This window comes from Pseudomonas alliivorans (genome assembly GCF_017826695.1).
In the GTDB taxonomy this organism is placed as follows: domain Bacteria; phylum Pseudomonadota; class Gammaproteobacteria; order Pseudomonadales; family Pseudomonadaceae; genus Aquipseudomonas; species Aquipseudomonas alliivorans.
This window is the reverse complement of the sequence record NZ_JAFFZW010000004.1, coordinates 465,333-487,261: the sequence shown is the minus strand read 5'-3', so window position 1 is coordinate 487,261 and position 21,929 is coordinate 465,333. Positions and strand designations below refer to the sequence as shown.

Sequence of the window (21,929 nt, the reverse complement as noted above, 5' to 3'; positions counted from 1 at the left end):
CTGACGCGCCATTTCGGCTACGACGACTGGGGCCAGCAGATCAGTGAAACCGGACCGGATGGAGTGGTCAGTTTCAAGGAAACAGACCAGATTTTCAGCCCGGATGGGCCGGTGACACGTGAATGGCTGCAGCACTCAATTGACGCAACCGAAAAATACAACCTGACCGTGACACAGATGAACCTGTTCGGTGAGCCGGTCAGTGTTGAGCGATTTGACCACCTGGGACAGTCCGGTGGCATCCACGTCTCTCATTACGACGGATTGGGCCGTGTGGCCGAGGAAGTCGACGCACTGAATCACGTCACCGGTTACCAATACGACGCCTTTGACCGCCATGTGCAACACATCCTTCCCGACAAGGCCGTGGTCAAGCGGACCTATGCCCCGCACAGTATCGAAGACTTGCCCATCCTGATTTCCGTCAACGACAAGGTGCTCGGTGAGCAGGCGTTCGACAGTCTGGATCGTCGCCGGCGCACGGTAACCGGGGGGCGTGAACAGACCTACAGGTTCAAATCGAGCCAGTTCCGGCCCTGCTCTGTGAGAAACGCCAGAGATCAGACCATTGAATATGTTTACAACCCCGCACTGGGTGAGGAGCCGCTGCAACGCAATATCGTCGACAACCCCGCACTGGGTGAGGAGTCGCAGCAGCACGCTGGCGTCGAAGGCCCCATCCGCGCCATCAGCGCCACTTACCAGTACGACTTCAAGAACGCGCGATTGACAGAATGCGAGGAGCAGGACCAGAAGCTGGTCCGTGAGTATTTCAGCAATGGAGAACTCAAGAGCGAAACGCGCACTGGCGGAACCGACGTGCATACGATGCACTACCTGTACAGCCTGGAGGGACGCCTGCTTGAGTACAAGGATGTGCTTGGTCAGGTTCAGACATGCGAGTACGACCAATATGGGCGTATCGAAAAAACACAGCTCCAAGACGCCGTCAGCGCTACCTTTTCCTATGATCCATTGGGCCAGGTCAAGTGCATTGAAACGGTCAGTGGTGCGCAGAAGGTGAGCACCACTCTGGACTACGATGACTTCGGTCGCGAGACACAGCGCAGTTTCGATCTTGATGGCGTGCTTCAAGTCATGACTCAGGTCTGGGACAACACCGACCAGCTCAAGCAACGGACGCTCAAGCAGGGTGACACCCTCTTGCGTGATGAAGGGTATACCTACGACGCGCGCGGTCGGCTGACCGGCTACACCTGCACAGGCAGCCAACCTCCTGTGGATGCTTACGGCAAGGTCATCGAGTCGCAGTTGTTCCGATTCGACACCGTCGACAACATTACCCAAGTGCGTACGGTATTCGATGGCGGCAGCAATGTTGCCACCTACCATTTCGACAATGATAAGGACCCCACACAGTTAAGCGGAGTGACCAACACTCATGCAGATTATGGTGAGATCGAGTTGCTGTATGACGGCGATGGAAACCTGCTGCGGGACGAAGCAAAAAGGACGTTGACTTACGATGCGCTCAACCGTCTGACCTCTGTCAGCGCCCCTGACGGTGGACCTGTCGATACCGGAGACTATCGTTATGACCCGACGGATACACTCAGTGGCCACGGCGATGATCGGCGCTTTTATAACGCCGGACAACTGTCTACCCGACTGACAGGGGATACGCCCTGTTCTTACTTGCGGGGAGGCTCCCACTTATTGGCTGACACCGATAAGGGGATAGTGGCCAATGATCATAACAACACGGTGCTGTATGCGATGAACAACGACGCGGTTAAACCCTGCGCCTACACCGCATATGGTTATCGAACCGCCTCTGGATCGAAGCCGGGAGGCGCCGGTTTCAACGGCGAGTACGGTGAACCTGGCACCGACTGGCAACTGCTGGGCAATGGATATCGAGCTTATAACCCCGTGCTGATGAAGTTTCATAGCCCGGACAGCCTGAGTCCGTTCGAGGAAGGCGGTGTGAACGCTTACGCGTATTGCGAGGGGGATCCGGTCAACGGTGTCGATCCGTCCGGGCATGGTTTCTGGTCAGGTCTGGCGCGCGCCGTGGGCATCAAACCGACGCTCAAGGCAGGCAAGGCGGGTGTCCAGGGTATACCTGGTGTGTTTACTGCTATTGAGGAAGGAGCAGAACAAAGCCTTCTGAGAACCGTAAAATCAACGGATATCGATAACTTCAATGTGATTTATCAACACAGGAAAAAGATTGCGGAAGAGGCCGAAGCAGCGTTTTTCAACAGTGAAAAGTCCGGGAAGATACCGACCAAAAGGATGGGGGCCAAAGAGTTGGCCCAGTCTGATGCCTCGCAGGCAATGGACGATCTGAACGCGCTCAAGAGGCGCAAAGGCAGGCCTGGAATCACAAAACAATCAAGAATGAATATGATCAAAGAAATTCAGAGGATAAATACTGCTGAACCGACGAGTGCCACACGTAAACTCGCCAACCCTGGCGGAACTGCGCAAAATCTGAGGGACAGGAACGCTTACCTGGTCAAGAGTGAAAACAAAAGGGCCCGAAAGGATTCATGATTGAAGCACGTGCATAGAATGACTGATCTTCCGGTCGTTCGTTTCTGGAAAGGTGGCTTTCATGCCACCTTTCCAGGCGCTTGCGCGTTCCGTGTGGTGGCCTCAATCCAACTGCACAACCCCTTGCTCAATCGCTTTGACCACCGCCGCCCGCATATTGCAAACCCCGAACTTGCGGCGAATGTTGCATAAATGAAAGTTAATCGCTGCCTCGCTGCAATCCTGGATTCTTGAGGTCTCCCATGCGGTCTTGCCGAGCATGGACCAATGCAGGGCTTCCCGTTCCTTGGGGGTCAGGTGTACATGGGGTTCGCGGGTGGGTGAGATGAGAGGGGGGGCTTTGTCGCTGCGGTTCATTGCAGGTTCCTCGTCCATGAAAACCGTCCCCTACCTTAGCGCGCCGGCGCTCGCCTGAAACCTGTCAGAAATGACATCGCCTTACGTTCCACGTCGCCATAAAAGCGAATTTTACGGTTTCTTTATACCTCCCGCGCTGCCTCGCCCTCGTTCCTTTACGCCCTGGATCACGACAATGCCATTACGCGGCTATCGCGGTAATCGACGTGGCCTGATCATGGGGAAATTGCAATGAGCGTTATGGATGGTATCTCTCTGTTGATGGGAGTCGGGCTGTTCATCTATCTGTTGGTGGCGCTGCTGCGCGCCGACCAGAACTAGGAGCGGCCATGCACAGTTATGACTATCTGTTGATCCTGGCCTTTCTGGTGCTGCTGCTATTGCCTGCACCCTGGCTCGGGCGTTTCTATTATCGGGTGATGGAAGGCGAGCGAACCTGGCTCAGCCCGGTATTGGGGCCTGTGGAACGGGCCTGCTACCGGATATCCGGCGTCGATCCGCAGGTGGAACAGTCCTGGAAACAGTACGCCTGGGCCTTGCTGGCGTTCAATCTGGCAGGCTTTGTGGTGCTGTTCGCGATCCTGCTGTTGCAGGGCGTGCTGCCGCTCAACCCGCAGCAGTTGCCGGGCATGGAGTGGTCGCTGGCGTTCAACACCACCATGAGTTTTGTGACCAACACCAACTGGCAGGCCTACAGTGGCGAAGCATCGCTCAGCTACCTGAGCCAGATGGTCGGCCTGACCGTGCAGAACTTTGTCAGCGCCGCGACTGGCCTTGCCGTGCTGGTCGCGTTGTGCCGAGGCATCAGCCGTCGATCCTCCAACAGCCTGGGCAATTTCTGGGCCGACATGACCCGCGCAACGCTGTACGGCCTGCTGCCGGTCAGCATCGTGCTGGCCGTATTTCTGGTCTGGCAGGGCGTGCCGCAAAGCTTCGCGCATTACATCGACGCGCTCACGTTGCAAGGCACCGACCAGAGCTTGCCGATGGGGCCTGCCGCGAGTCAGATCGCAATCAAACAGCTGGGTACTAATGGCGGCGGCTTCTTTGGTGTCAACTCGGCGCACCCGTTCGAGAACCCGACGGCCTGGAGCAACCTGTTCGAACTGGTCTCGATCCTGCTGATCCCGGCGGCGCTGGTGTTCACCTTTGGTCATTACGTCAAGGACATGCGCCAGAGCCGCGCAATTCTCGGCTGCATGCTCGCGTTGTTGCTGATGGGCGGTGCGGTGTCGCTGTGGGCGGAGTACCAGCCCAACCCGATGTTGAATCTGGCGGGCGTCGAGCAGACCGCACCGCTGGAAGGCAAGGAAACCCGATTCGGCACCACCGGCACAGTGCTCTGGTCGGTGGCAACAACCGCGGCTTCCAACGGCTCGGTCAATGGCATGCATGACAGCCTCAATCCGCTGACGGGCATGGTGGCGCTGGTCAACATGATGGTCGGCGAAGTGATCTTCGGCGGCGTCGGTGTCGGCCTCAACGGCATGCTGCTGAACGTGCTGATCGCCGTGTTTCTGGCAGGCCTGATGATTGGTCGTACGCCGGAATACCTGGGCAAGAAGCTGCAGGCCCAGGAAGTCCGGTTGCTGGTTGCGACGCTGCTGGTGATGCCGGTCGGCGTGCTGGTGCTGGGCGCCATCGCGGCGAGCCTGCCGGGCCCGGCGGGTGCGATCAGCAACCCCGGCCCGCACGGCTTCAGTCAGTTGCTTTACGCCTACACCTCGGCCACGGCCAACAACGGCTCGGCGTTCGGTGGTTTCAGCGCTAACACCACGTTCCATAACCTGATGCTTAGCGTGGCGCTCTTTATCGGTCGGTTCGGCTACATCCTGCCGGTCCTTGCCCTGGCGGGCAGCCTGGCGATGAAGAAAAGCCTGCCGCAGGGTCAGGACAGTTTCCCGACCCACGGGCTGCTGTTTGTCACGTTGCTGACTGTGACCATTCTGCTGGTCGGCGGGCTGACCTTTTTGCCGACGCTGGCACTGGGTCCGATTGCCGAACACTTGAGCCTGGGTTTCTGAGGAGCCGACCATGAATATGCCTATTTCTTCTGTCAAACAGGCTGAATCCCAAGCCGCTCAGACCTCTGCCAGGACCGGTATGTCGGCCCTGTGGCGTCCGGCACTGGTGCAAGCCTTCGTCAAGCTGGACCCGCGTCTGCTCAAGCGTTCGCCGGTGATGCTGGTGGTGGAACTGACGGCCATCCTGACCACCGTGTTGTGTTTCATTCCCGATCCGCAGGTGTCGACCTCGGTAGCGTTGCAGATCGCGCTGTGGCTGTGGTTTACCGTGCTGTTCGCCAACTTCGCCGAAGCGCTGGCAGAAGGCCGTGGCAAGGCCCGGGCCGACAGCCTCAAGGCGGGCAGTGAAGGGCTTAAGGCCCGTATCCGTGACGAGAACGGCAGCCTGCGCACCGTCAACGCCAGCGAACTGCGCAAGGGCGATGTGGTGCGCGTCGAAGCCGGGGAGATGATTCCCGGCGACGGCGAGGTCATCGAAGGCATTGCGGCAGTCAACGAAGCTGCGATTACCGGTGAGTCCGCCCCCGTGATCCGCGAGTCCGGCGGCGACCGCTCGGCCGTGACCGGCAACACGCGACTGGTCTCCGACTGGTTGCTGGTGCGTATCAGTGCCAACCCCGGTGAGTCGACGCTGGACCGCATGATCGCGCTGGTAGAGGGCGCCAAGCGTCAGAAAACACCCAACGAAGTGGCGCTGGACATCCTGCTGATCGGTTTGACCCTGATCTTTTTGCTGGTGGTCATCACCCTGCAGCCGTTTGCCCACTTCGCCGGTGGCAGCCTGCCGCTGGTGTTTCTGGTCGCATTATTGGTAACGCTGATTCCGACCACGATTGGCGGCCTGCTGTCGGCCATCGGTATCGCCGGAATGGACCGGCTGGTGCGCCTCAACGTGATCGCCAAGTCCGGTCGCGCCGTGGAGGCTGCGGGTGACGTTCATGTGCTGCTACTCGACAAGACCGGCACCATCACTTTCGGCAATCGTCGTTGTGCTGCTGTTTACGCAGCACCCGGCGTAACGCCGAAAGAGTTGGGTGAGGGTGCCTTGCTCGCTTCGCTGGCCGATGAAACCGCTGAAGGCAAATCCATCGTCGAGTTTCTGCGCAACCTGCATCCCATGAATGAGCCGACACTGAGTTCGGTGACTGCGGTGCCGTTCAGCGCTGACACGCGGTTGTCCGGCGTGGATTATCAGGGCCATGTGTATCGCAAGGGCGCGGTGGATTCACTGCTGGCGTTCATCAACCTGCAACGTAGCGACCTGCCTGCACCGCTGGCACGTGAAGTCGACAAGATCGCCAAGACAGGCGGTACGCCACTGCTGGTGTGCGCCAACGGTCGTCTGTTGGGCGCGATTCACCTTAAAGACGTGGTGAAGCCGGGTATCCGCGAGCGCTTCGAAGAGTTGCGCAAGCTGGGCATCCGCACCGTGATGGTGACCGGCGACAACCCGCTGACCGCCGCGGCGATTGCGGCAGAAGCGGGGGTCGATGATGTGCTGGCCGAAGCCACTCCGGAGAAGAAGCTGGAACGGATTCGTCAGGAGCAGGGCGAAGGTCGTCTGGTCGCCATGTGCGGCGACGGCGCCAACGACGCTCCGGCGCTTGCGCAGGCTGACGTCGGCATGGCCATGAACGACGGCACGCAGGCGGCTCGTGAAGCGGCCAACATGGTCGATCTGGACAGCGACCCCACCAAGCTGCTGGACGTGGTGCACATCGGCAAGCAATTGCTGGTGACGCGCGGCGCGCTGACCACGTTCTCCATCGCCAACGACGTGGCCAAGTACTTCGCCGTGCTGCCCGCGCTGTTCGCTGCGATCTACCCGCAACTGGGCGTGCTCAACGTGATGCAACTGGCCAGCCCGCAGAGCGCGATTCTGTCGGCGATCATCTTCAACGCGTTGATCATCGTCGTGCTGATTCCCCTGGCCCTGCGTGGCGTGCGGGTTCAGGCCGCCAGCGCTGCGCACCTGCTGCGTCGAAACCTGCTGATCTACGGCGTGGGTGGCATCTTCGTGCCGTTCGTGGGGATCAAGCTGATCGACATGCTGCTGGTGGCACTGGGTCTGGTTTGAATGGTTGCCTTGGCTGCGCGCCGGTCGGTGTGCAGCTTCACCTGATTGAGGATGTAGAGATGGCGAGTGTAGTGCGTCCGGCCCTGAGCCTGATTGTATTGATGAGTCTGATGACCGGCGTGGCCTATCCGCTGGTGGTGACCGGCGTCGCGCAAGTGGCGTTCCCGGCGCAGGCCAATGGCAGCCTGCTTTATGACCAGGACGGCAAGGTGCGCGGTTCCGAGTTGATCGCCCAGGCGTTCACCGGCGATGAGTGGTTCCAGCCGCGTCCTTCGGCCGGTGCCTTCGCAACGGTCGCCAGCGGTGCCAGCAACTTTGCACCGAGCAACCCGGCACTGGCGACCCGTGTCACCGAAGACGCCGCCAAACTGGCTGTGCCCGGTCAGGGCCCGGTGCCGCTGGCCTTGCTGACCACATCCGGCAGCGGGCTTGATCCGCACCTGTCGCCAGAGGCCGCACGCTGGCAGGCCGAACGCGTGGCCAGCGCCCGGGAACTGCCTCTGGACAGGGTTCAGGCGTTGATTGAAGCCAACACCCGCCGCCCATTGATCGGCCCGCCAGTGGTCAACGTATTGACCTTGAATATGAGCCTGAATCAGATAACGTCTGCACAACGCAACGCGCAACTGTAACATTCGCTGACATAATGCGCGCCGCGTGCTGTGGGAGGCGGCTTGCCAGCGATGAACGATGACACGGTTCGTCTGACTCACCACGCCGGCTTTATCGCCGGCAGGCCGCCTCCCACGGTCAGGTGTCTACTGTCAGGCAGCGGTGTCAGAGAGAACGGCGTTTTTCCCGACAGTGCTGATATTCAACGGCTCCCTGGCCATACCGAAAGAGAGTGATACCCAACGTGAGTGATTCCGGTCGAGCAGACGCATTACTGGCTCAATTGCCCCGCGACGGCCGAGGGCGGCTGAAGGTTTTTCTGGGAGCAGCGCCGGGTGTGGGCAAGACCTACGCCATGCTGCAGGCCGCTCACAAACAGCTGCGTCAGGGCGTGAACGTCATGGCAGGCGTGGTGGAAACTCACGGACGGGCGGAAACCGAAGCCCTGCTCAATGGCCTTCCACAGCAGCCGCTATTGCGCAGCGAGTACCGCGGCATGACGCTGGAGGAAATGGACCTCGACGCGCTGCTCAAGGCCGCGCCGAATCTGGTGCTGGTCGATGAACTGGCGCACAGCAACGCGCCTGGCAGTCGTCACGCCAAGCGCTGGCAGGACATTCAGGAACTGCTGGCTGCGGGCATCGACGTGTACACCACCGTCAACGTTCAGCATCTGGAAAGCCTGAATGATCAGGTGCGTGGCATCACCGGTGTGCAGGTCCGAGAAACGCTGCCGGACTGGGTATTGCAGGAAGCCTTCGACCTGATCCTCATCGACCTGCCGCCCCGCGAGCTGCTGGAGCGGTTGCGCGAAGGGAAGGTCTATGTGCCGGAACAGGCGCGTGCCGCCATCGACGCCTTCTTCACTCCGACCAACCTCAGCGCCCTGCGCGAACTGGCCATGCAGACGGCCGCTACTCAGGTCGACAACGATCTGGCGCAGGGCTATCGGCAACTGGGTCAGGCCGCTCCGGCGGTACGCGGGCGTCTGCTGGTGGGGATTGACGGCGACGTGCAGGCCGAACGTCTGGTGCGGCATGCCAGCCGGGTCGCCCAGCGTCGTCATTTGCCGTGGAGTGCGGTGCATGTGGACGACGGACAGACGCTGGATGAACAGTCCCGGGCGCGTCTGCAGGGCGCCCAGCAACTGGCCGAGCGGCTGGGCGGCGAAGTGGTGTCCCTGCGCGCCGGAGAAGTCGCCAGAACCCTGATTCAGCATGCGGTGGAGCGTCGTGCCAATGTGGTGTTGGTCGGCCAGTCGCATCGACACTGGCACCGTCGTATTTTCGGCGGCGGTGTCGCTGCACGGCTGCTGCGCGAAGGGCACGGTCTGGAAGTCTGTGTGCTGGACGACAGCGAGCAGCAACCCGACCAGCCGCCACGTGCCCGACCGCTGCGCGATGTGGTGTGGTTCGACTATGGTCTGGCGCTGTTTGCGACGGTGTTGGCCAGTCTGGTGGCATGGGGCGTTGCGGGCGTGCTGGCACTGCCCAACATCTCGCTGATCTTTCTCGCAGCCGTGCTACTGGTGGCGGTGCGCAGCAGCATGGGGCCGGCACTGGCCTGTGCCGGACTGTCGTTTCTGGCTTACGACTTTCTGTTCATTCCGCCCAGTTTCTCGCTGAGCATTCAGCGCAATGAAGACGTGTTGACCCTGATGTTTTTTCTGCTGATGTCGGCACTGACCGGCAAACTGGCGGCACGTCAGCGTCGACAATTGCAGGCATTGCGCGATACGCAGGAACAGACCAGCGAGTTGCTGGACCTGTCACGCAAGATGACCGCCGCGGCCGACAGCAAGGCAGTGTTTCAGGCCGCCGAACAGCACTTCAGTGGCTGGAAGGAATTGAAGCTATGCCTGTTGGATCGTGACAGGCAGGGCGGCTGGACCGTCGAGAGTGGCGGACCGCTGACCTTCACCGAGGCCGAGCGCGCTGCCGCCGACTGGGCCTGGCAGCATGAACAGCCTGCCGGCAGCGGCACCGGCACCTTGCCCTCGGGGCAATGGTGGTGGTGGCCGATTACCGCCGAAGAGGGGCCGTTGGCACTGCTCGGCGTCACCGCTCGTAAAGGTCAGTCGTTCACGGCGCAGCATCGCCGTCTGCTGGCGGCGCTGACCCAACCCTTGGCTCAAGCCCTGGCGCGTGCGCAGTTGGCCGAAGAACTGGAAGCCGCGCGCTTGCACGGCGAAACCGAACAATTGCGCAGTGCGTTGCTGGCCTCGGTTTCCCATGACCTGCGCACACCGCTGACTTCAATGCGCGGCAGCATCGACAGCCTGCTGGCGTTGGGCGAGGCCATTGCGCTGGAGGATCGCCGCGAGCTGCTCGAAGGCACGCGCGATGAAGCCGAGCGCCTGGACCGCTATATCCAGAACCTGCTGGACATGACCCGGCTCGGCCACGGCGCATTGAAACTGGCCCGCGACTGGGTCTCGCCCGCTGATATTGTCGGCAGCGCGCTCAACCGGCTGCGTGCGGTCATGACGCCCTTGCAGGTCAGCACCGAGGTGGCCGACGCACTGCCACTGCTGTACGTGCATGCCGCGCTGATCGAGCAGGCGCTGGTGAACGTACTGGAAAACGCTGCACGCTTCTCACCGCCGCAAGGACGTCTGCACGTGGTGGCGGGCGTGGTGGACAGCGAACTGTTTTTCTCGGTCAGTGATGAGGGGCCGGGAATTCCCGAAGAGGAGCGCGCAAAGATCTTTGACATGTTCTACACCGCTGCACGCGGTGACCGGGGCGGGCAGGGTACGGGTCTGGGGCTTGCGATCTGCCAGGGCATGGTCGGCGCGCATGGCGGGCGCTTGAGCGTCGGCGAAGGCATCGATGGTCTGGGTACGCGCATCACCCTGTTTCTGCCATTGCAGGCTCAGCCCGACGCTGAAACGGAGGAGCCGGCTTGAGTGGATACCGGGTTAAGCTTGTGGGCCATCACCGTATTGCAACGGCCGCGCACTCATGAGTCAGACAGCAACCATTCTGGTGATCGACGATGAGCCGCAGATACGCAAATTCCTGCGTATCAGCCTCGTGTCCCAGGGTTACAAGGTTCTGGAAGCGGCCACCGGAGCGGAGGGGCTGACTCAGGCGGCGCTGAACAAACCTGATCTGTTGGTGCTCGATCTGGGGCTTCCGGACATGGATGGTCAGCAGGTGCTGAGCGAGTTTCGTGAATGGTCGACGGTGCCGGTTCTGGTGCTTTCGGTGCGTGCGAGCGAAGCGCAGAAGGTCCAGGCGCTGGACGCCGGTGCCAACGATTACGTGACCAAACCCTTCGGGATTCAGGAGTTTCTGGCCCGGATCAGGTCACTGTTGCGCCAGTCGTGCGGCAGTGAAAAGCCCGACGCCGCATTGACCTTCGGCCCGCTGACGGTGGACCTGGCGTACCGCCGCGTATCGCTGGACGGCAATGAAGTGGCATTGACCCGCAAGGAGTACGCGGTCCTCGCACAACTGGCGCGCCATCCCGGACGCGTCATCACCCAGCAGCAACTGCTCAAGGACATCTGGGGCCCGACCCACACTGAAGACAGCCACTACCTGCGTATTGTGGTGGGGCACCTGCGTCAGAAACTGGGCGATGACCCGACCGCGCCGAGGTTCATCCTGACTGAGGCAGGGGTGGGGTATCGGTTGCTGTCCAGAGATTGAACCGACGTCTAACGCTGACTCTCGTACCGATCCAGCGTATCGCGGGCAATTTCACGGCCCAGGGCGATGAGCTCCGGGGCCTTGTAGAACTCGAAGAACCGGCACACGCGTTTTGGCACGTTGATCAGGATGTCCGGCGGATACCCGGCGATCTTGTACTGCGCCAGCGACGTCTGCATCACCTCGAAGCTCTGGTTGATCAAGTCCAGCAGCGAAGCAGGCCCGACGTTGTCGACAATGACCGAGCCGCTTGCCGATTTCGGCGCGCCCTCAGCCTGTGGCGCGGCAGAGGGTTGCTGGCCCTGTGGATCGGCACTGACCTCGCCCAGCCAAGGGTTGGGTACACGGGCGGCGGCGGATTTCAGGCTGTTGGTCTCAGCCGTTAGTGATGCAACGCCCGTGGTTTCCAGCTTGCGGCGGAACGGCAGGCGCGAGCCAAGCGAGTTGATCAGCAGGTCGAAGCGTTTTTTTACCGCGGGCGGACGTTCGATGATCGGCAACTGATAGTGCTGCTGGTGGGTCGAGTTGAGGTTCACCGCAACGATCAGATCGCAATGGCTGGACACCACCGGCACGATGGGCAGGGGATTCAACAGACCGCCATCGACCAGCATCCGGCCTCCCTGCATGACCGGCGTGAACAGGCTCGGAATGGCGGCCGAGGCGCGCATCGCCTGATGCAGACAGCCTTCCTGAAACCAGATTTCCTGCTGATTGGTCAGGTCGGTCGCCACCGCTGTGTAAGGAATTCTCAGGTCTTCGATGTTGATCTCGCCGACGATGTCGCGGATCTGGCCGAACACTTTTTCGCCGCGTATTGCACCCAGCCGGAAACTCACATCCACCAGACGCAATACGTCCAGATAATCCAGGCTCTCGATCCACTCGCTGTACCGGTCGAGTTTGCCCGCTGCGTAGATCCCGCCTACCACAGCCCCCATCGAGCAGCCTGCGATGCAGGCAATCTCGTAACCTCGTCGTTCCAGTTCCTGAATCACGCCGATGTGCGCGTAACCGCGGGCGCCCCCGGAACCCAGAACCAGTGCGATGCGTTTTTTCATCCGTGCGCTCCTGAGCATTGACTTAACTTATCTGTCATGTACGACGCCCCCACGCAAGCTGACGAAAACAGTTACCCTTGGGCCCGCGCATGACGGCACTTTCAGCCAATATTGCCGTCAAAGCCGCACAATTCAATTTCTACTTGAGGTAACACCCCATGAAAGCCTGGATCTGTCTGCCATTGTTCATCGTGGTTCTTGCAGGTTGTGCTGGCAAGACCGGGTATCGGGACAGCTGTGCCACGCAACTCGATGCGGCCTGGCATGAGCTTGATCTGGCCAAGGCCGAAGGCTTTGCCGGAACCGTCAGTTACTCCAAGGCCCTCTCGCTGCTGACAGGTGCCAAGACCCAGCAGCAGTTCGAAGCGTTCGAAGGCTGCACCGAGAAGTCCGAAAAGGCCCGTTTCTACATTCGTGAGTCGCGCGCCGGTCGTTGATCGTTCTCTAGCGGGCAGGCGCATACCTTGTGCTTGCCCGTCGTCGTTTTAACGCTTTCTCAACAAATCCCTGATCCCGCTTCAGCAAATCCCTACTCCCTCTGGTGAAACGACCTACGCTAACCGTAAAGTGATCATACGTTTGGCATCCTTGGTCGTGCGTGACCAGTCATAAAGCAGTTGCCGGGGAGGCGTATCAATGGGCAAAAGACTCGAAGCATGCCTGAGCGCCATCAATGAGGTGGTGCTGGGCAAGGAAGCACAGGTGCGTCTGGCGATGACCTGCCTCATCGGTGGTGGACATCTGCTGATCGAAGACTTGCCCGGCATGGGCAAAACCACACTCAGTCACGCGCTGGCGAAGATTCTGGGCCTGAGCTATCAGCGCATCCAGTTCACCTCCGACCTGTTGCCGGGCGACATCCTCGGCACGTCGGTGTTTGATCGCGATACGGGGCAATTCACCTTTCATCCGGGGCCTATCTTTGCCGAACTGGTGCTGGCGGATGAAATCAATCGTGCCACGCCCAAGAGCCAGAGCGCGCTATTGGAGGCGATGGAGGAAGGGCAGGTGTCCATCGAGGGGGCGACCCGCCTGCTGCCGGATCCTTTTTTCGTGATCGCCACCCAGAACCCGTTCAGCTCTGGCGGCACTTTCGCCTTGCCCGAGTCGCAACTGGACCGGTTCCTAATGCGTATTTCCATGGGCTATCCGGCCCGGGCTGCCGAGAAAGCGCTGCTGCTGGGCGAGTCGCGCCGTGAGTTGTTGCCACGCCTGCAGCCGATTCTGGATCACGCCATACTCGGCCAGTTACAGGCCGAAGCGCGTCAGGTGCGGGCCAGCGATGCGCTGGTCGATTATGTGCTGCGTCTGGTGGATGCGACCCGCAGCCAGCCGCAATTCGCTTACGGACTGTCGCCGCGTGCCAGTCTGGCGATTCTGGCGGCGGCGCGAGCCTGGGCCATGCTGGCTGGCCGTGATTATGTGATCCCGGAAGACGTGCAGTCAGTGCTGCCGTCGGTGGTGGGACATCGTCTGCGCGAACGCACCGATCCGACCGGCCATGGCGGCGGGGCACTGGTGCAATGGCTGCTGCGTGAGGTGCCGGTGCTTTGATTCCGCCGCTCAAACCGTTCTGGCAACGCTGGCTGGCAAGACGCATCCCTGCGGCGTCGCGCATCGTGCTCGATCATCGACGCATCTTCATTCTGCCGACGCGCACGGGCGTGACCTTCATGGTCGTGCTGGTCCTGATGCTGCTGGTCGCGATCAACTATCAGAACAGCCTTGCCTATGGCCTGACCTTCCTGCTGTTGTCGGTCGGGGTGCTGGCGATTTTGCATACGTACCGCAACCTGAGCGGGCTGATCCTTAGTGCCGGACCGGCGCGCTCCGTTTTCGTCGGCGAGGCCGTGCAGTTGCGTCTGCGCCTTGAAAGCGCACGCCATGCACATCAGGCGCTCGGGCTGGGTTGGGAGGCGGGCAGCCTGCAGCATGGCGACGTCAGCGCCCAGGGACTGACCGAGGTCGAGCTGACGCTGCCGGCTGAGCGTCGAGGCTGGCTGCGCGCGCCTCGACTGCGTGTGGAGAGCGTGTTTCCGCTAGGCGTTTTTCGGGCCTGGACCTGGCTGGATCTCGAGCAGACTGCGCTGATCTATCCGCGGCCGTTGGTCGGTACGATGCCACTGCTCACCGGCGTGCAACCCCACGCCGAAGATGAAGGCCACGCCACTCAGGGCGCCGGTGTGGATGACTATCAGGGATTGCGTGTCTACCAGCCGGGGGACAACCGCGGGCGACTGCACTGGAAGGCCTATTCGCGGGGGCAGGGACTGCTGGTCAAGGCGTTCACTGATCTGAGCGGGCATGAGCTGTGTCTGGATTTTCTGGCGTTGGGCGGCACTATCGAAGAGCGCCTCTCGCGTCTGTGCTACTGGGTGCTGGAGCTGTCCGAGCGTCGCCAGCCATTTGCGTTGCGCTTGCCGGGCTTTCTGTCCAGCGTGGACGTCGGCGATGCGCATCGGGAAGCCTGCCTGCGCGCGTTGGCCTTGTATGGGCAGCGGCCATGACGACCAACGCTGCGGTAAGCCAGCCGATTCCCCGGGTCAGCCTGACCTGGCTGTTGCTGGCGCAGGCACTGGTGGTGGCGCCGTTTGCGTTACACGTACCGGCCTCGATCATGGCGCTCTGGCTGGGTTGCAGCCTGTGGCGTGTCCAGGCGTTTCGCATGCGTGTGCGTTTGCCCGGCACCTGGGTCAAGTCCGGATTGCTGGTCGGCACGGCCGCAGGGGTCTATCTGGCGCGAGGCAGTCTGGTGGGACTGGATGCAGGCGCGGCGCTGCTGGTGGCGGCATTTGTGCTGAAGATGCTGGAAATGAATACGCACCGCGATGCGCGGGTGCTGATCTTTCTCGGCTTTTTCTGCGTGGCGGTCGGCTATCTGTTCGAGGATAACCTGCTGTGGGCGCTGTTCAGCCTGCTGCCGATCGCGGCTCTGCTGGCGGCTTTGATCGGCCTGCAGCAGTCGGATCTGGCCAGCAAGCCTTCGGGAACCCTGAAGCTGGCGTTCAAACTGATGGCGCAAGCCGTGCCGCTGATGATTCTGCTGTTTCTGTTCTTTCCGCGTCTGGAGCCGCTCTGGTCGCTGCCCCAGCCCAGCAATAAAGGGGTAACCGGGCTTTCCGACAACATGGCACCCGGGGACATGGCCGAACTGAGCCGCTCGCCTGCGCTGGTGTTTCGTGCCAGTTTCGAAGGGCCTGTACCGGCGCGCAATCAACTGTACTGGCGCGGCCTGACGCTGGAGCAGTTTGACGGCCGGCGCTGGTCGCAGTCGGCACGCGCCCAGGCCGTGCAGGTGCCTCAATGGCTCAAGCGCGGTCAGCCGGTGGTCTACAGCATCGTCATGGAAGCCAGCGGCCGACCCTGGCTGCCGAGTCTGGACATTGGCGAAACCCCTTTGTCTGACGTGCGTCAGATGAGCGATTTTCGTTTGCAGCGCAGGCGTCCGGTCGAGCAGTCGTTGCTGTACAGCGTCACGTCGTGGCCTGACAGCGTGCGCGATTCGCAACTCAGCGAGCAGATTCAACGTCAGGACCTGCAACTGCCCGCCAAAGGTAACCCGCAGGCCAGGCAATGGGCCGATGAGCTGCGACGTCGTTACGCCCGGCCCGATGACTTGGCGCAAGCCATGCTGGATTACTTCGCCAGTCAGCCGTTTCATTACACGCTCAAGCCCGATTCGCTGGGCAACGACAGCATCGACGAATTCCTGTTTTCCAGCCGCCGAGGTTTTTGCGCCCATTACGCCGGGGCGATGACTTTCGTGCTGCGTTCAGCCGGGATTCCCGCACGCGTGGTGGCCGGATATCAGGGCGGGGAACTCAACCCCGAGGGTCAGTACCTCACCGTGCGCCAGTTCGATGCCCATGCCTGGGTCGAATACTGGCAGCCGGACGTTGGCTGGCGCAGTGTCGATCCGACCGCAGCCGTCGCGCCCCAGCGTATCGAGCAGGGGCTGGAGCAGGCATTGGCCGCAGATGAGGACTTTCTTCAGGACTCGCCCATGTCTGCCTTGCGCTATCGGCACGTGCCCTGGATCAACGCCATGCGCCTGAGCTGGGATAACCTCAATTACGGCTGGCAACGCTGGGTGCTGGGCTATCAGGGCCAGCAGCAATTACAGGTATTGAGCCGCTGGTTCTCGGGGTTTCAGGCGCCGGTGTTCGTCGCAGGGATCGCACTTTCTCTGGGGCTGGTTGCCTTGTGGCTGTTCAAGCCGTGGCAGCGGGAGAGCGATTCGCAGCTGCGATTGTTCAATGCCTTTGAACGCTTGCTGGCTCGCCATGGTCTGCGTCGTATGCCGGGCGAAGGTGCCGAAGCGTTTGGTGCTCGTGCGGTGCTGTTGCTGCCGCAGCATGCCGAAGCCATCCGCGCCTTCATCGATGAGTTTCAGGCGCAGCGTTATGCCGGACATCCGGGCTCTGTGAGTCTGTTGCGAACTCGTCTCAAAGCGCTGCGTCGTCGTTTGCCATGGCGGCTCTCGTCGTCCCGAAACAGTCATTCTTGAGTTTTTTAAGGGGGAATTGCATGTCTTCAATGGTGGATCATCTGGTCGCTGAAATCCTGGCGCTGGACGTCAAACTGCTTGCCTGTCAGGCACGCCTGGCCGTCTCGACCGACAGTGAAGCGCTGCATGATCTGCGCACCACCGTACGCCGTCTGCGTAGCGTACTGAGGCCGCTGCGCGAATTTTCCGGTGCCGCGCAACTGGAAGAAGCCGCCAAGGCAGTGGGTCAGCTGACCACGCCATTGCGTGACATGCAGGTATTGGCTGCGTTTCTCGACGAACAAGGCCTGACCGAAGCTGCTCGCAAACGTCATGACCACCTGAGCAGCGCCTGTCCTCGCGTGGCGAAGTCCAGCGAGCTGACCCGACTGCTGACGTTGATCGACCAGTTCCCGACGATGCTGCGCATGCAGCAGCGCCAGGGCTTGCTGCGTGGGTTGCGCAAGACGATCGAGAAGCGCATGGACAAACAGTGGCGCAAATTGCGCACCGCGATTGCCGAGCCCGGTCACGATCGCCATGACCTGCGCCTGTTGATCAAGCGTGTGCGTTACGCCGCCGAGGCTTATCCGGAACTGAGCCATCAGCCGAAGAACATGCAGGCTCGCCTCAAGTCGGCGCAGAGCGAACTGGGTGACTGGCATGACCACCTGCAATGGTTGGCGCAGGCCGGTGAACAACCTGATCTGGCGCCGTGCATTGCCGGTTGGCAGATCGGGATCGTGCGTGCCGAGCGCAAGGCCGAGGCCTCGTTGAAGCGGCTGGCGAAGGCCTGTTTCTGAACGCAGGCTCTATGAAGTCTCTTCCTACAACAAACAGGTCATTCAGGCCGCACTAATGGCCGATATGTAGCATGCCAGTAAGGGAAGGGATGAGTACCATCATCCCTATTCATATTGAACCTTGCAGGGATGCCCATGACCTTCTCCGAATTGATTGCCGCGGTACGTGACAACCCCGGCTCTGTCATCATTCCTGCCGAATGGTCTCAAGGTCGGGCCTGCTTTGGCGGGCTGATGGCGGCTTTGAACTACGAGGCCATGCGCGCCCAGGTGCCTGAAGGACGACCAGTGCGTTCACTGGCAATCACCTTTGTCGGGCCTGCAGAACCGGGTGTACCGATCTCGTTCGAAGTCGACATTCTGCGGCATGGCAAGGCGGTGAGCCAGGTGCTTGGCCGCGCTGTGCAGAACGGTCAGGTCATGACGCTGATGCAAGGCAGTTTCGGCGCCTCAAGGGAGTCGATGATCTCGGTCAAGGCAGACGCTGCACCCGCCCTCAAACCCGTCGACGCATGTCCCGAGTTGCCCTTCGTCAGCGGCATCATGCCGGAGTATCTGCGCTTCATGGAGATTCGCTGGGCGCTGGGTGGCCTGCCGTTCAGCAACACGCCGTCACCCGCCGTCGGCGGTTACGCCCGCTTCAGGGATACCTCGCAATCGCAGCCGATGACCGAGGCGCATATTCTGGCCCTGGTCGATACCTGGCCGCCCGCGGTGCTGCCGCACCTGAACAGACCTGCCCCCGGCAGTTCGCTGACCTGGACCATCGAGTTCGTGCAGCCACAGCCAGTGCTCGATACCCTGAAGTGGTGCAGTTATCGCGCGGTGATCGAGCATGCGCGTGACGGTTATGGACATACCGCTGCGGCGATGTGGACGCCTGAGGGGGAATTGATTGCGATCAGCCGTCAGACCGTGACGGTGTTTGGTTAAAAGCCGGTGACGCATTCCTAGAACGTGCGTATTTGACAACCTGAACCGGGCTGCTATACCCAGATGCGTGCCAATGGCACATAGCCACGCCGATGTTTCCACCCAGCGTTCGAGTCTCTGATTTCCGGGCACCAGTGTCATGTCTTGCCATGGCGGCAAAGGCACGCGGCGGCCATGCCGGACTGCAACGCTATTCGGTACTCTGGACGGGAGACTCTGCCTCAAGCTGGGATTTTCTGCGGATCAACCTGCCACAGGTGCTGAATCTCGGGTTGTCGCCCCCCTGTCAGGGTGCGACATAGGCGGCTTTGGACCTGGCGAAGGCAGCGTTGGATAGAGCATGGTGACAAACTACGAGTTGTCCACTCGCATCTGGATGATCAGTTTTTTGTAGGGCGGGATATTCTGGTCGCGCCGATTATGACTGCCCATGCCACGGCCAGTCCACCCACCACGCCCAGCCGGGACATCTACTTGCCCAATGGCTCGCAATGGTATGCATTTGTGGATGATGACGATGCCTCGGGCGCGCCTGTTGAAGGCGGGACTCTGGTGACGGGCTATTATGCCTATCTGGATCGGGTCCCCGTCACACCGGAGGCGTTGCAACAGTCGGGAGTCGATGCCCATTACTACAACAGCATCATAAAACAGGCGTTTGCCAAGCTGCTGGACACCCGTGCGGACGTCACTCTGCAGATGCTGTTCCCTTGATGGCCTGAAGGTAGCCATCGATGGGCGCGATGCAGATCCCGTCAGCTGGGCTTATTGCGGCGCTGGAATACCCGCGCCGCGACCAGTCCGATGACGCCTATGGCAAACGATGGGACGCTTGACGAAAAGAGTCCGTCAGCGATCAGCAGGGCCGCCAGAACGAACAGGGACAAGGCAATCAGCTGCAACGCCAGATTGGTCGGATGCCGATGATTGTCTGCGTAACCGCGCCACTGCCATGTGTGGGGATTGGGGATTCGCTTGTCCATACTGCTGTCCTCTTCAATGCATTCGACGCGTGTTTCAATGCTTGAAGAATAGGTCCAACCCGGACAGGCCGCGAGTCAAGCCTGACTATCGGTGTGATAGTGTTTACAGACAGCCGTTTACAGTTTGAGCTGGCCGATGGCGGTGTTCAGCTCGCCCGCCAGTACCGCGAGTTCGCCACTGGTCGTGGCCGAGTCCACGGTCTGGACCACGGTGCGTTCTGTCACATCGCGAATGCTCACCACAGCCCGGTTCATCTCTTCCGCGACCTGGCTCTGTTGTTGAGCGGCCACGGCGATCTGCGTATTGCTTTCACGCATCTGCGCCACGGCGCTGGCAATAGCCGCCAGGGCTTCGCCTGCTTCACGGGCCTGCTGCACGCATTCATCGGCCTTGTACGAGCTGTCCTGCATGAAATCCACGGCATCGCGTGTACCGCTCTGCAGGGCGGAAACCATGGTGGTGATTTCGTCAGTGGACGTCTGCACGCGCTTGGCAAGGTTGCGTACTTCGTCGGCGACGACGGCAAAGCCGCGTCCCATCTCGCCAGCCCGCGCCGCCTCGATAGCGGCATTGAGCGCCAGCAGATTGGTCTGTTCGGCAATGCTGTGAATCACGTTGACCACACCGTTGATCTTCTGGCTGTCGGCGGCCATGCGTTGAATCATCCCGGCCGTCTGCTGCACGCCGCTGGACAGTCCGGCAATGGACACCTGCACGCGGTCTACCACGGCCTTGCCGCTGCCTGCGAGCGCATCGGCGGTCTGTGACTGATCGCGTGTGGTGGTGGCGTGCTGGGCGATGTGGTGCACGGTGGCGGTCATCTCGTTGATAGCAGTGGCGACCTGATCGGTTTCGCTCTGCTGGCCGAGCATGCCATGTCGAACCTCGGTCATGCCGGACGCCAGGTGCGCGGCACCCTGATCAAGCCGGATGGCGGTCTGCGATACCGTCGCAACCACCCGCTGATACCCGGCCTGCAACGCATTGAACGCCTTGGCCATCTGCCCGACTTCATCGTCACTGCGGTTTGGCACACGGGCTGAAAGGTCACCGCTCCGTTCAACATGCAACATGACGTCCTTCAGCGTGTTGAGCTGGCTGAGCAGAAAGCGGATCAGCAATTGCGAAGCGCCGAGCATGACAATCATCAGGACAAAAACGGCCAGCGCGTAGTGGGCGAAATGCTGTTCGAGCACATCGGTGAAGGCTGGTGCCTGGATGAGCGCCGCGCTGTTGGCTGGCAGTGGCTGAGTGGTGGGCCATTGGGCGATCAGTTGTGCCACGCCGTGCGCCGATTCCTCACGCGACTGTTGCTCCAGATGAACGGCGTAGAGCACCAGCAGCAGGGTGGTGATGAACGCGACTGCATTCACCGCCCAGAATTTGTACTTGAGTGACAGGTTGCCAAGCCATGAGCGCATGAGGGGTCTTCTTCGGTAAACGGTGAAAATAGCAGCAAGGTGCCACTACTGTATGCCGGTCCTCGAAGCGACCTTTGACGCGGATCAAGAAAACCGTGGATTTTCCTGGACGGTCCGTTCCACGACAGGCAAGCCGAAAAACTCGCGGGCACACGCTGTGCTGTGGCGCGCCAGATCTTCCTGTGATTCGCCTCGATGCAGCGCCACCTCGCGCAGCACTTCGGGCAGATAGGCCGGTTCGTTGCGACCGTTCTTCGGCTTGGGCCGCAGGCTGCGTGGCAGCAGATAAGGCGCGTCGCTTTCCAGCATCAGTCGGCCGCGGGGAATGTTGCCGACCAGTGGGTGCAGATGCGTGCCACGGCGTTCGTCGCAGATCCAGCCGGTGATGCCGATGTGCAGGTCCAGGTCCAGATAGCTGAACAGCGCAGCCCGCTCGCCAGTGAAGCAATGCACCACTGCGGCAGGCAAGCGGTCGCGGTAATCGCGCAGGATTTCCATCATTCGCTGGTTGGCGTCGCGCTCGTGCAGGAACACAGGAAGTTGCAGTTCCACAGCCATGGCCAGGTGCGCTTCCAGCACTTTCTCCTGTTGTGGGCGAGGGGAGAAGTCGCGATTGAAATCCAGCCCGCATTCTCCGACGGCACGCACGCGATTTTCCTTGAGCAAAGCATGCAACTGTTTCTCGGTGTCGCCGGTCCAATCGCTCGCCGAGTGAGGGTGTATACCCGCCGTGCAGAACAGTCGCTGCGCGCTGTCGTCCAGTTCGTGACACAGCTGCAAGGCTTCTTCGCTGCCTTCTACGCTGGTGCCTGTGATGACGAGTTGATCGACGCCTGCGGCGTAGGCACGGTCGAGTACCGCCTGTCGCTGCGAAGCGAAGCTGGCGTTAGTCAGATTGACGCCAATGTCGATGAGTTGCATGGTGCTACCTCCAGCACAAGGCTGCCGAGCATATCAGAGCTTCGGTAAAAACAAGAAAACGCTGGCTATTCAAA

The 21,929-nt window shown here is 60.9% G+C and carries 20 protein-coding genes; 15 read left to right on the top strand and 5 right to left on the bottom strand.

The genetic code is table 11. The features are described from left to right. A partial coding sequence (locus JTJ32_RS14790; protein WP_210042494.1) for an RHS repeat-associated core domain-containing protein occupies positions 1-2,520 on the top strand: 2,520 nt, incomplete at its 5' end. Positions 2,521-2,622: 102 nt separating this feature from the next. On the opposite strand, the gene JTJ32_RS14785 is transcribed toward JTJ32_RS14790, so the two are convergent. Further along, entirely contained in the window at positions 2,623-2,877 is a 255-nt protein-coding gene (locus JTJ32_RS14785; protein WP_210042493.1) for a helix-turn-helix domain-containing protein, read from the bottom strand. Between the two features lie 231 nt (positions 2,878-3,108). Between JTJ32_RS14785 and kdpF the strand changes: the two genes are divergently transcribed. From kdpF to JTJ32_RS14755, 6 genes are all read left to right on the top strand, one after another. Next, positions 3,109-3,198: a K(+)-transporting ATPase subunit F gene (gene kdpF / locus JTJ32_RS14780; RefSeq protein WP_004882540.1), complete on the top strand. Its 90-nt coding sequence runs from the start codon at positions 3,109-3,111 to the stop codon at positions 3,196-3,198. An 8-nt stretch (positions 3,199-3,206) separates the two neighbouring features. Then, positions 3,207-4,901 carry a potassium-transporting ATPase subunit KdpA gene (kdpA, locus tag JTJ32_RS14775; RefSeq protein ID WP_210042492.1) on the top strand — a complete coding sequence of 565 codons (1,695 nt, stop codon included), beginning with the start codon at positions 3,207-3,209 and terminating at the stop codon, positions 4,899-4,901. A gap of 10 nt (positions 4,902-4,911) precedes the next feature. After that, positions 4,912-6,978, top strand: a complete 2,067-nt coding sequence (kdpB, locus tag JTJ32_RS14770; protein ID WP_099227321.1) for a potassium-transporting ATPase subunit KdpB — start codon at positions 4,912-4,914, stop codon at positions 6,976-6,978. A 59-nt stretch (positions 6,979-7,037) separates the two neighbouring features. After that, positions 7,038-7,610 (top strand): potassium-transporting ATPase subunit KdpC, encoded by a 573-nt coding sequence (kdpC, locus tag JTJ32_RS14765; protein WP_210042491.1) that lies wholly within the window; start codon positions 7,038-7,040, stop codon positions 7,608-7,610. Between the two features lie 224 nt (positions 7,611-7,834). Continuing rightward, positions 7,835-10,498 (top strand): DUF4118 domain-containing protein, encoded by a 2,664-nt coding sequence (locus JTJ32_RS14760; RefSeq protein WP_210042490.1) that lies wholly within the window; start codon positions 7,835-7,837, stop codon positions 10,496-10,498. A gap of 55 nt (positions 10,499-10,553) precedes the next feature. Further along, positions 10,554-11,246 carry a response regulator gene (locus tag JTJ32_RS14755; protein WP_210042489.1) on the top strand — a complete coding sequence of 231 codons (693 nt, stop codon included), beginning with the start codon at positions 10,554-10,556 and terminating at the stop codon, positions 11,244-11,246. Between the two features lie 8 nt (positions 11,247-11,254). Here the strand turns inward: JTJ32_RS14755 and JTJ32_RS14750 are convergent, their stop codons facing one another. Beyond that, complete coding sequence (locus JTJ32_RS14750; RefSeq protein ID WP_184323145.1) at positions 11,255-12,307, bottom strand: patatin-like phospholipase family protein; 1,053 nt, start codon at positions 12,305-12,307, stop codon at positions 11,255-11,257. A 158-nt stretch (positions 12,308-12,465) separates the two neighbouring features. Here JTJ32_RS14750 and JTJ32_RS14745 point away from each other — a divergent pair, with 158 nt between their 5' ends. From JTJ32_RS14745 to JTJ32_RS14710, 8 genes are all read left to right on the top strand, one after another. Next, on the top strand, positions 12,466-12,744 hold the full coding sequence (locus JTJ32_RS14745) for a hypothetical protein (RefSeq protein ID WP_024687857.1): 279 nt from the start codon (positions 12,466-12,468) through the stop codon (positions 12,742-12,744). Positions 12,745-12,943: 199 nt separating this feature from the next. After that, entirely contained in the window at positions 12,944-13,861 is a 918-nt protein-coding gene (locus JTJ32_RS14740) for an AAA family ATPase (protein WP_210042488.1), read from the top strand. Further along, the gene (locus JTJ32_RS14735) at positions 13,858-14,814 is read left to right on the top strand and encodes a DUF58 domain-containing protein (protein WP_210042487.1); all 957 of its coding nucleotides are present in this window, start codon (positions 13,858-13,860) and stop codon (positions 14,812-14,814) included. The genes JTJ32_RS14740 and JTJ32_RS14735 overlap by 4 nt, the downstream gene beginning before the upstream one ends. After that, positions 14,811-16,814 (top strand): transglutaminase TgpA family protein, encoded by a 2,004-nt coding sequence (locus tag JTJ32_RS14730; protein ID WP_210042486.1) that lies wholly within the window; start codon positions 14,811-14,813, stop codon positions 16,812-16,814. The genes JTJ32_RS14735 and JTJ32_RS14730 overlap by 4 nt, the downstream gene beginning before the upstream one ends. 20 nt (positions 16,815-16,834) lie before the next feature. Next, on the top strand, positions 16,835-17,596 hold the full coding sequence (locus JTJ32_RS14725) for a CHAD domain-containing protein (RefSeq protein ID WP_210042485.1): 762 nt from the start codon (positions 16,835-16,837) through the stop codon (positions 17,594-17,596). A gap of 135 nt (positions 17,597-17,731) precedes the next feature. Continuing rightward, positions 17,732-18,529 (top strand): acyl-CoA thioesterase, encoded by a 798-nt coding sequence (locus JTJ32_RS14720; protein WP_210042484.1) that lies wholly within the window; start codon positions 17,732-17,734, stop codon positions 18,527-18,529. A gap of 92 nt (positions 18,530-18,621) precedes the next feature. Continuing rightward, positions 18,622-18,831, top strand: a complete 210-nt coding sequence (locus tag JTJ32_RS26775; protein WP_408004597.1) for a TIM-barrel domain-containing protein — start codon at positions 18,622-18,624, stop codon at positions 18,829-18,831. Continuing rightward, positions 18,821-19,243, top strand: coding sequence for a glycoside hydrolase family 31 family protein (locus JTJ32_RS14710; RefSeq protein WP_210042482.1), 423 nt, complete (start codon positions 18,821-18,823; stop codon positions 19,241-19,243). Before JTJ32_RS26775 ends, JTJ32_RS14710 begins: the two co-directional genes overlap by 11 nt. 41 nt (positions 19,244-19,284) lie before the next feature. Here JTJ32_RS14710 and JTJ32_RS14705 read toward each other — a convergent pair whose 3' ends face one another. The 3 genes from JTJ32_RS14705 to JTJ32_RS14695 form a co-directional block, all read right to left on the bottom strand. Then, positions 19,285-19,512, bottom strand: coding sequence for a hypothetical protein (locus tag JTJ32_RS14705; RefSeq protein WP_210042481.1), 228 nt, complete (start codon positions 19,510-19,512; stop codon positions 19,285-19,287). Positions 19,513-19,629: 117 nt separating this feature from the next. Beyond that, entirely contained in the window at positions 19,630-20,934 is a 1,305-nt protein-coding gene (locus JTJ32_RS14700) for a methyl-accepting chemotaxis protein (RefSeq protein WP_210042479.1), read from the bottom strand. A gap of 84 nt (positions 20,935-21,018) precedes the next feature. Further along, complete coding sequence (locus JTJ32_RS14695; protein WP_184323136.1) at positions 21,019-21,855, bottom strand: TatD family hydrolase; 837 nt, start codon at positions 21,853-21,855, stop codon at positions 21,019-21,021. Between the last annotated feature and the right edge of the window lie 74 nt (positions 21,856-21,929).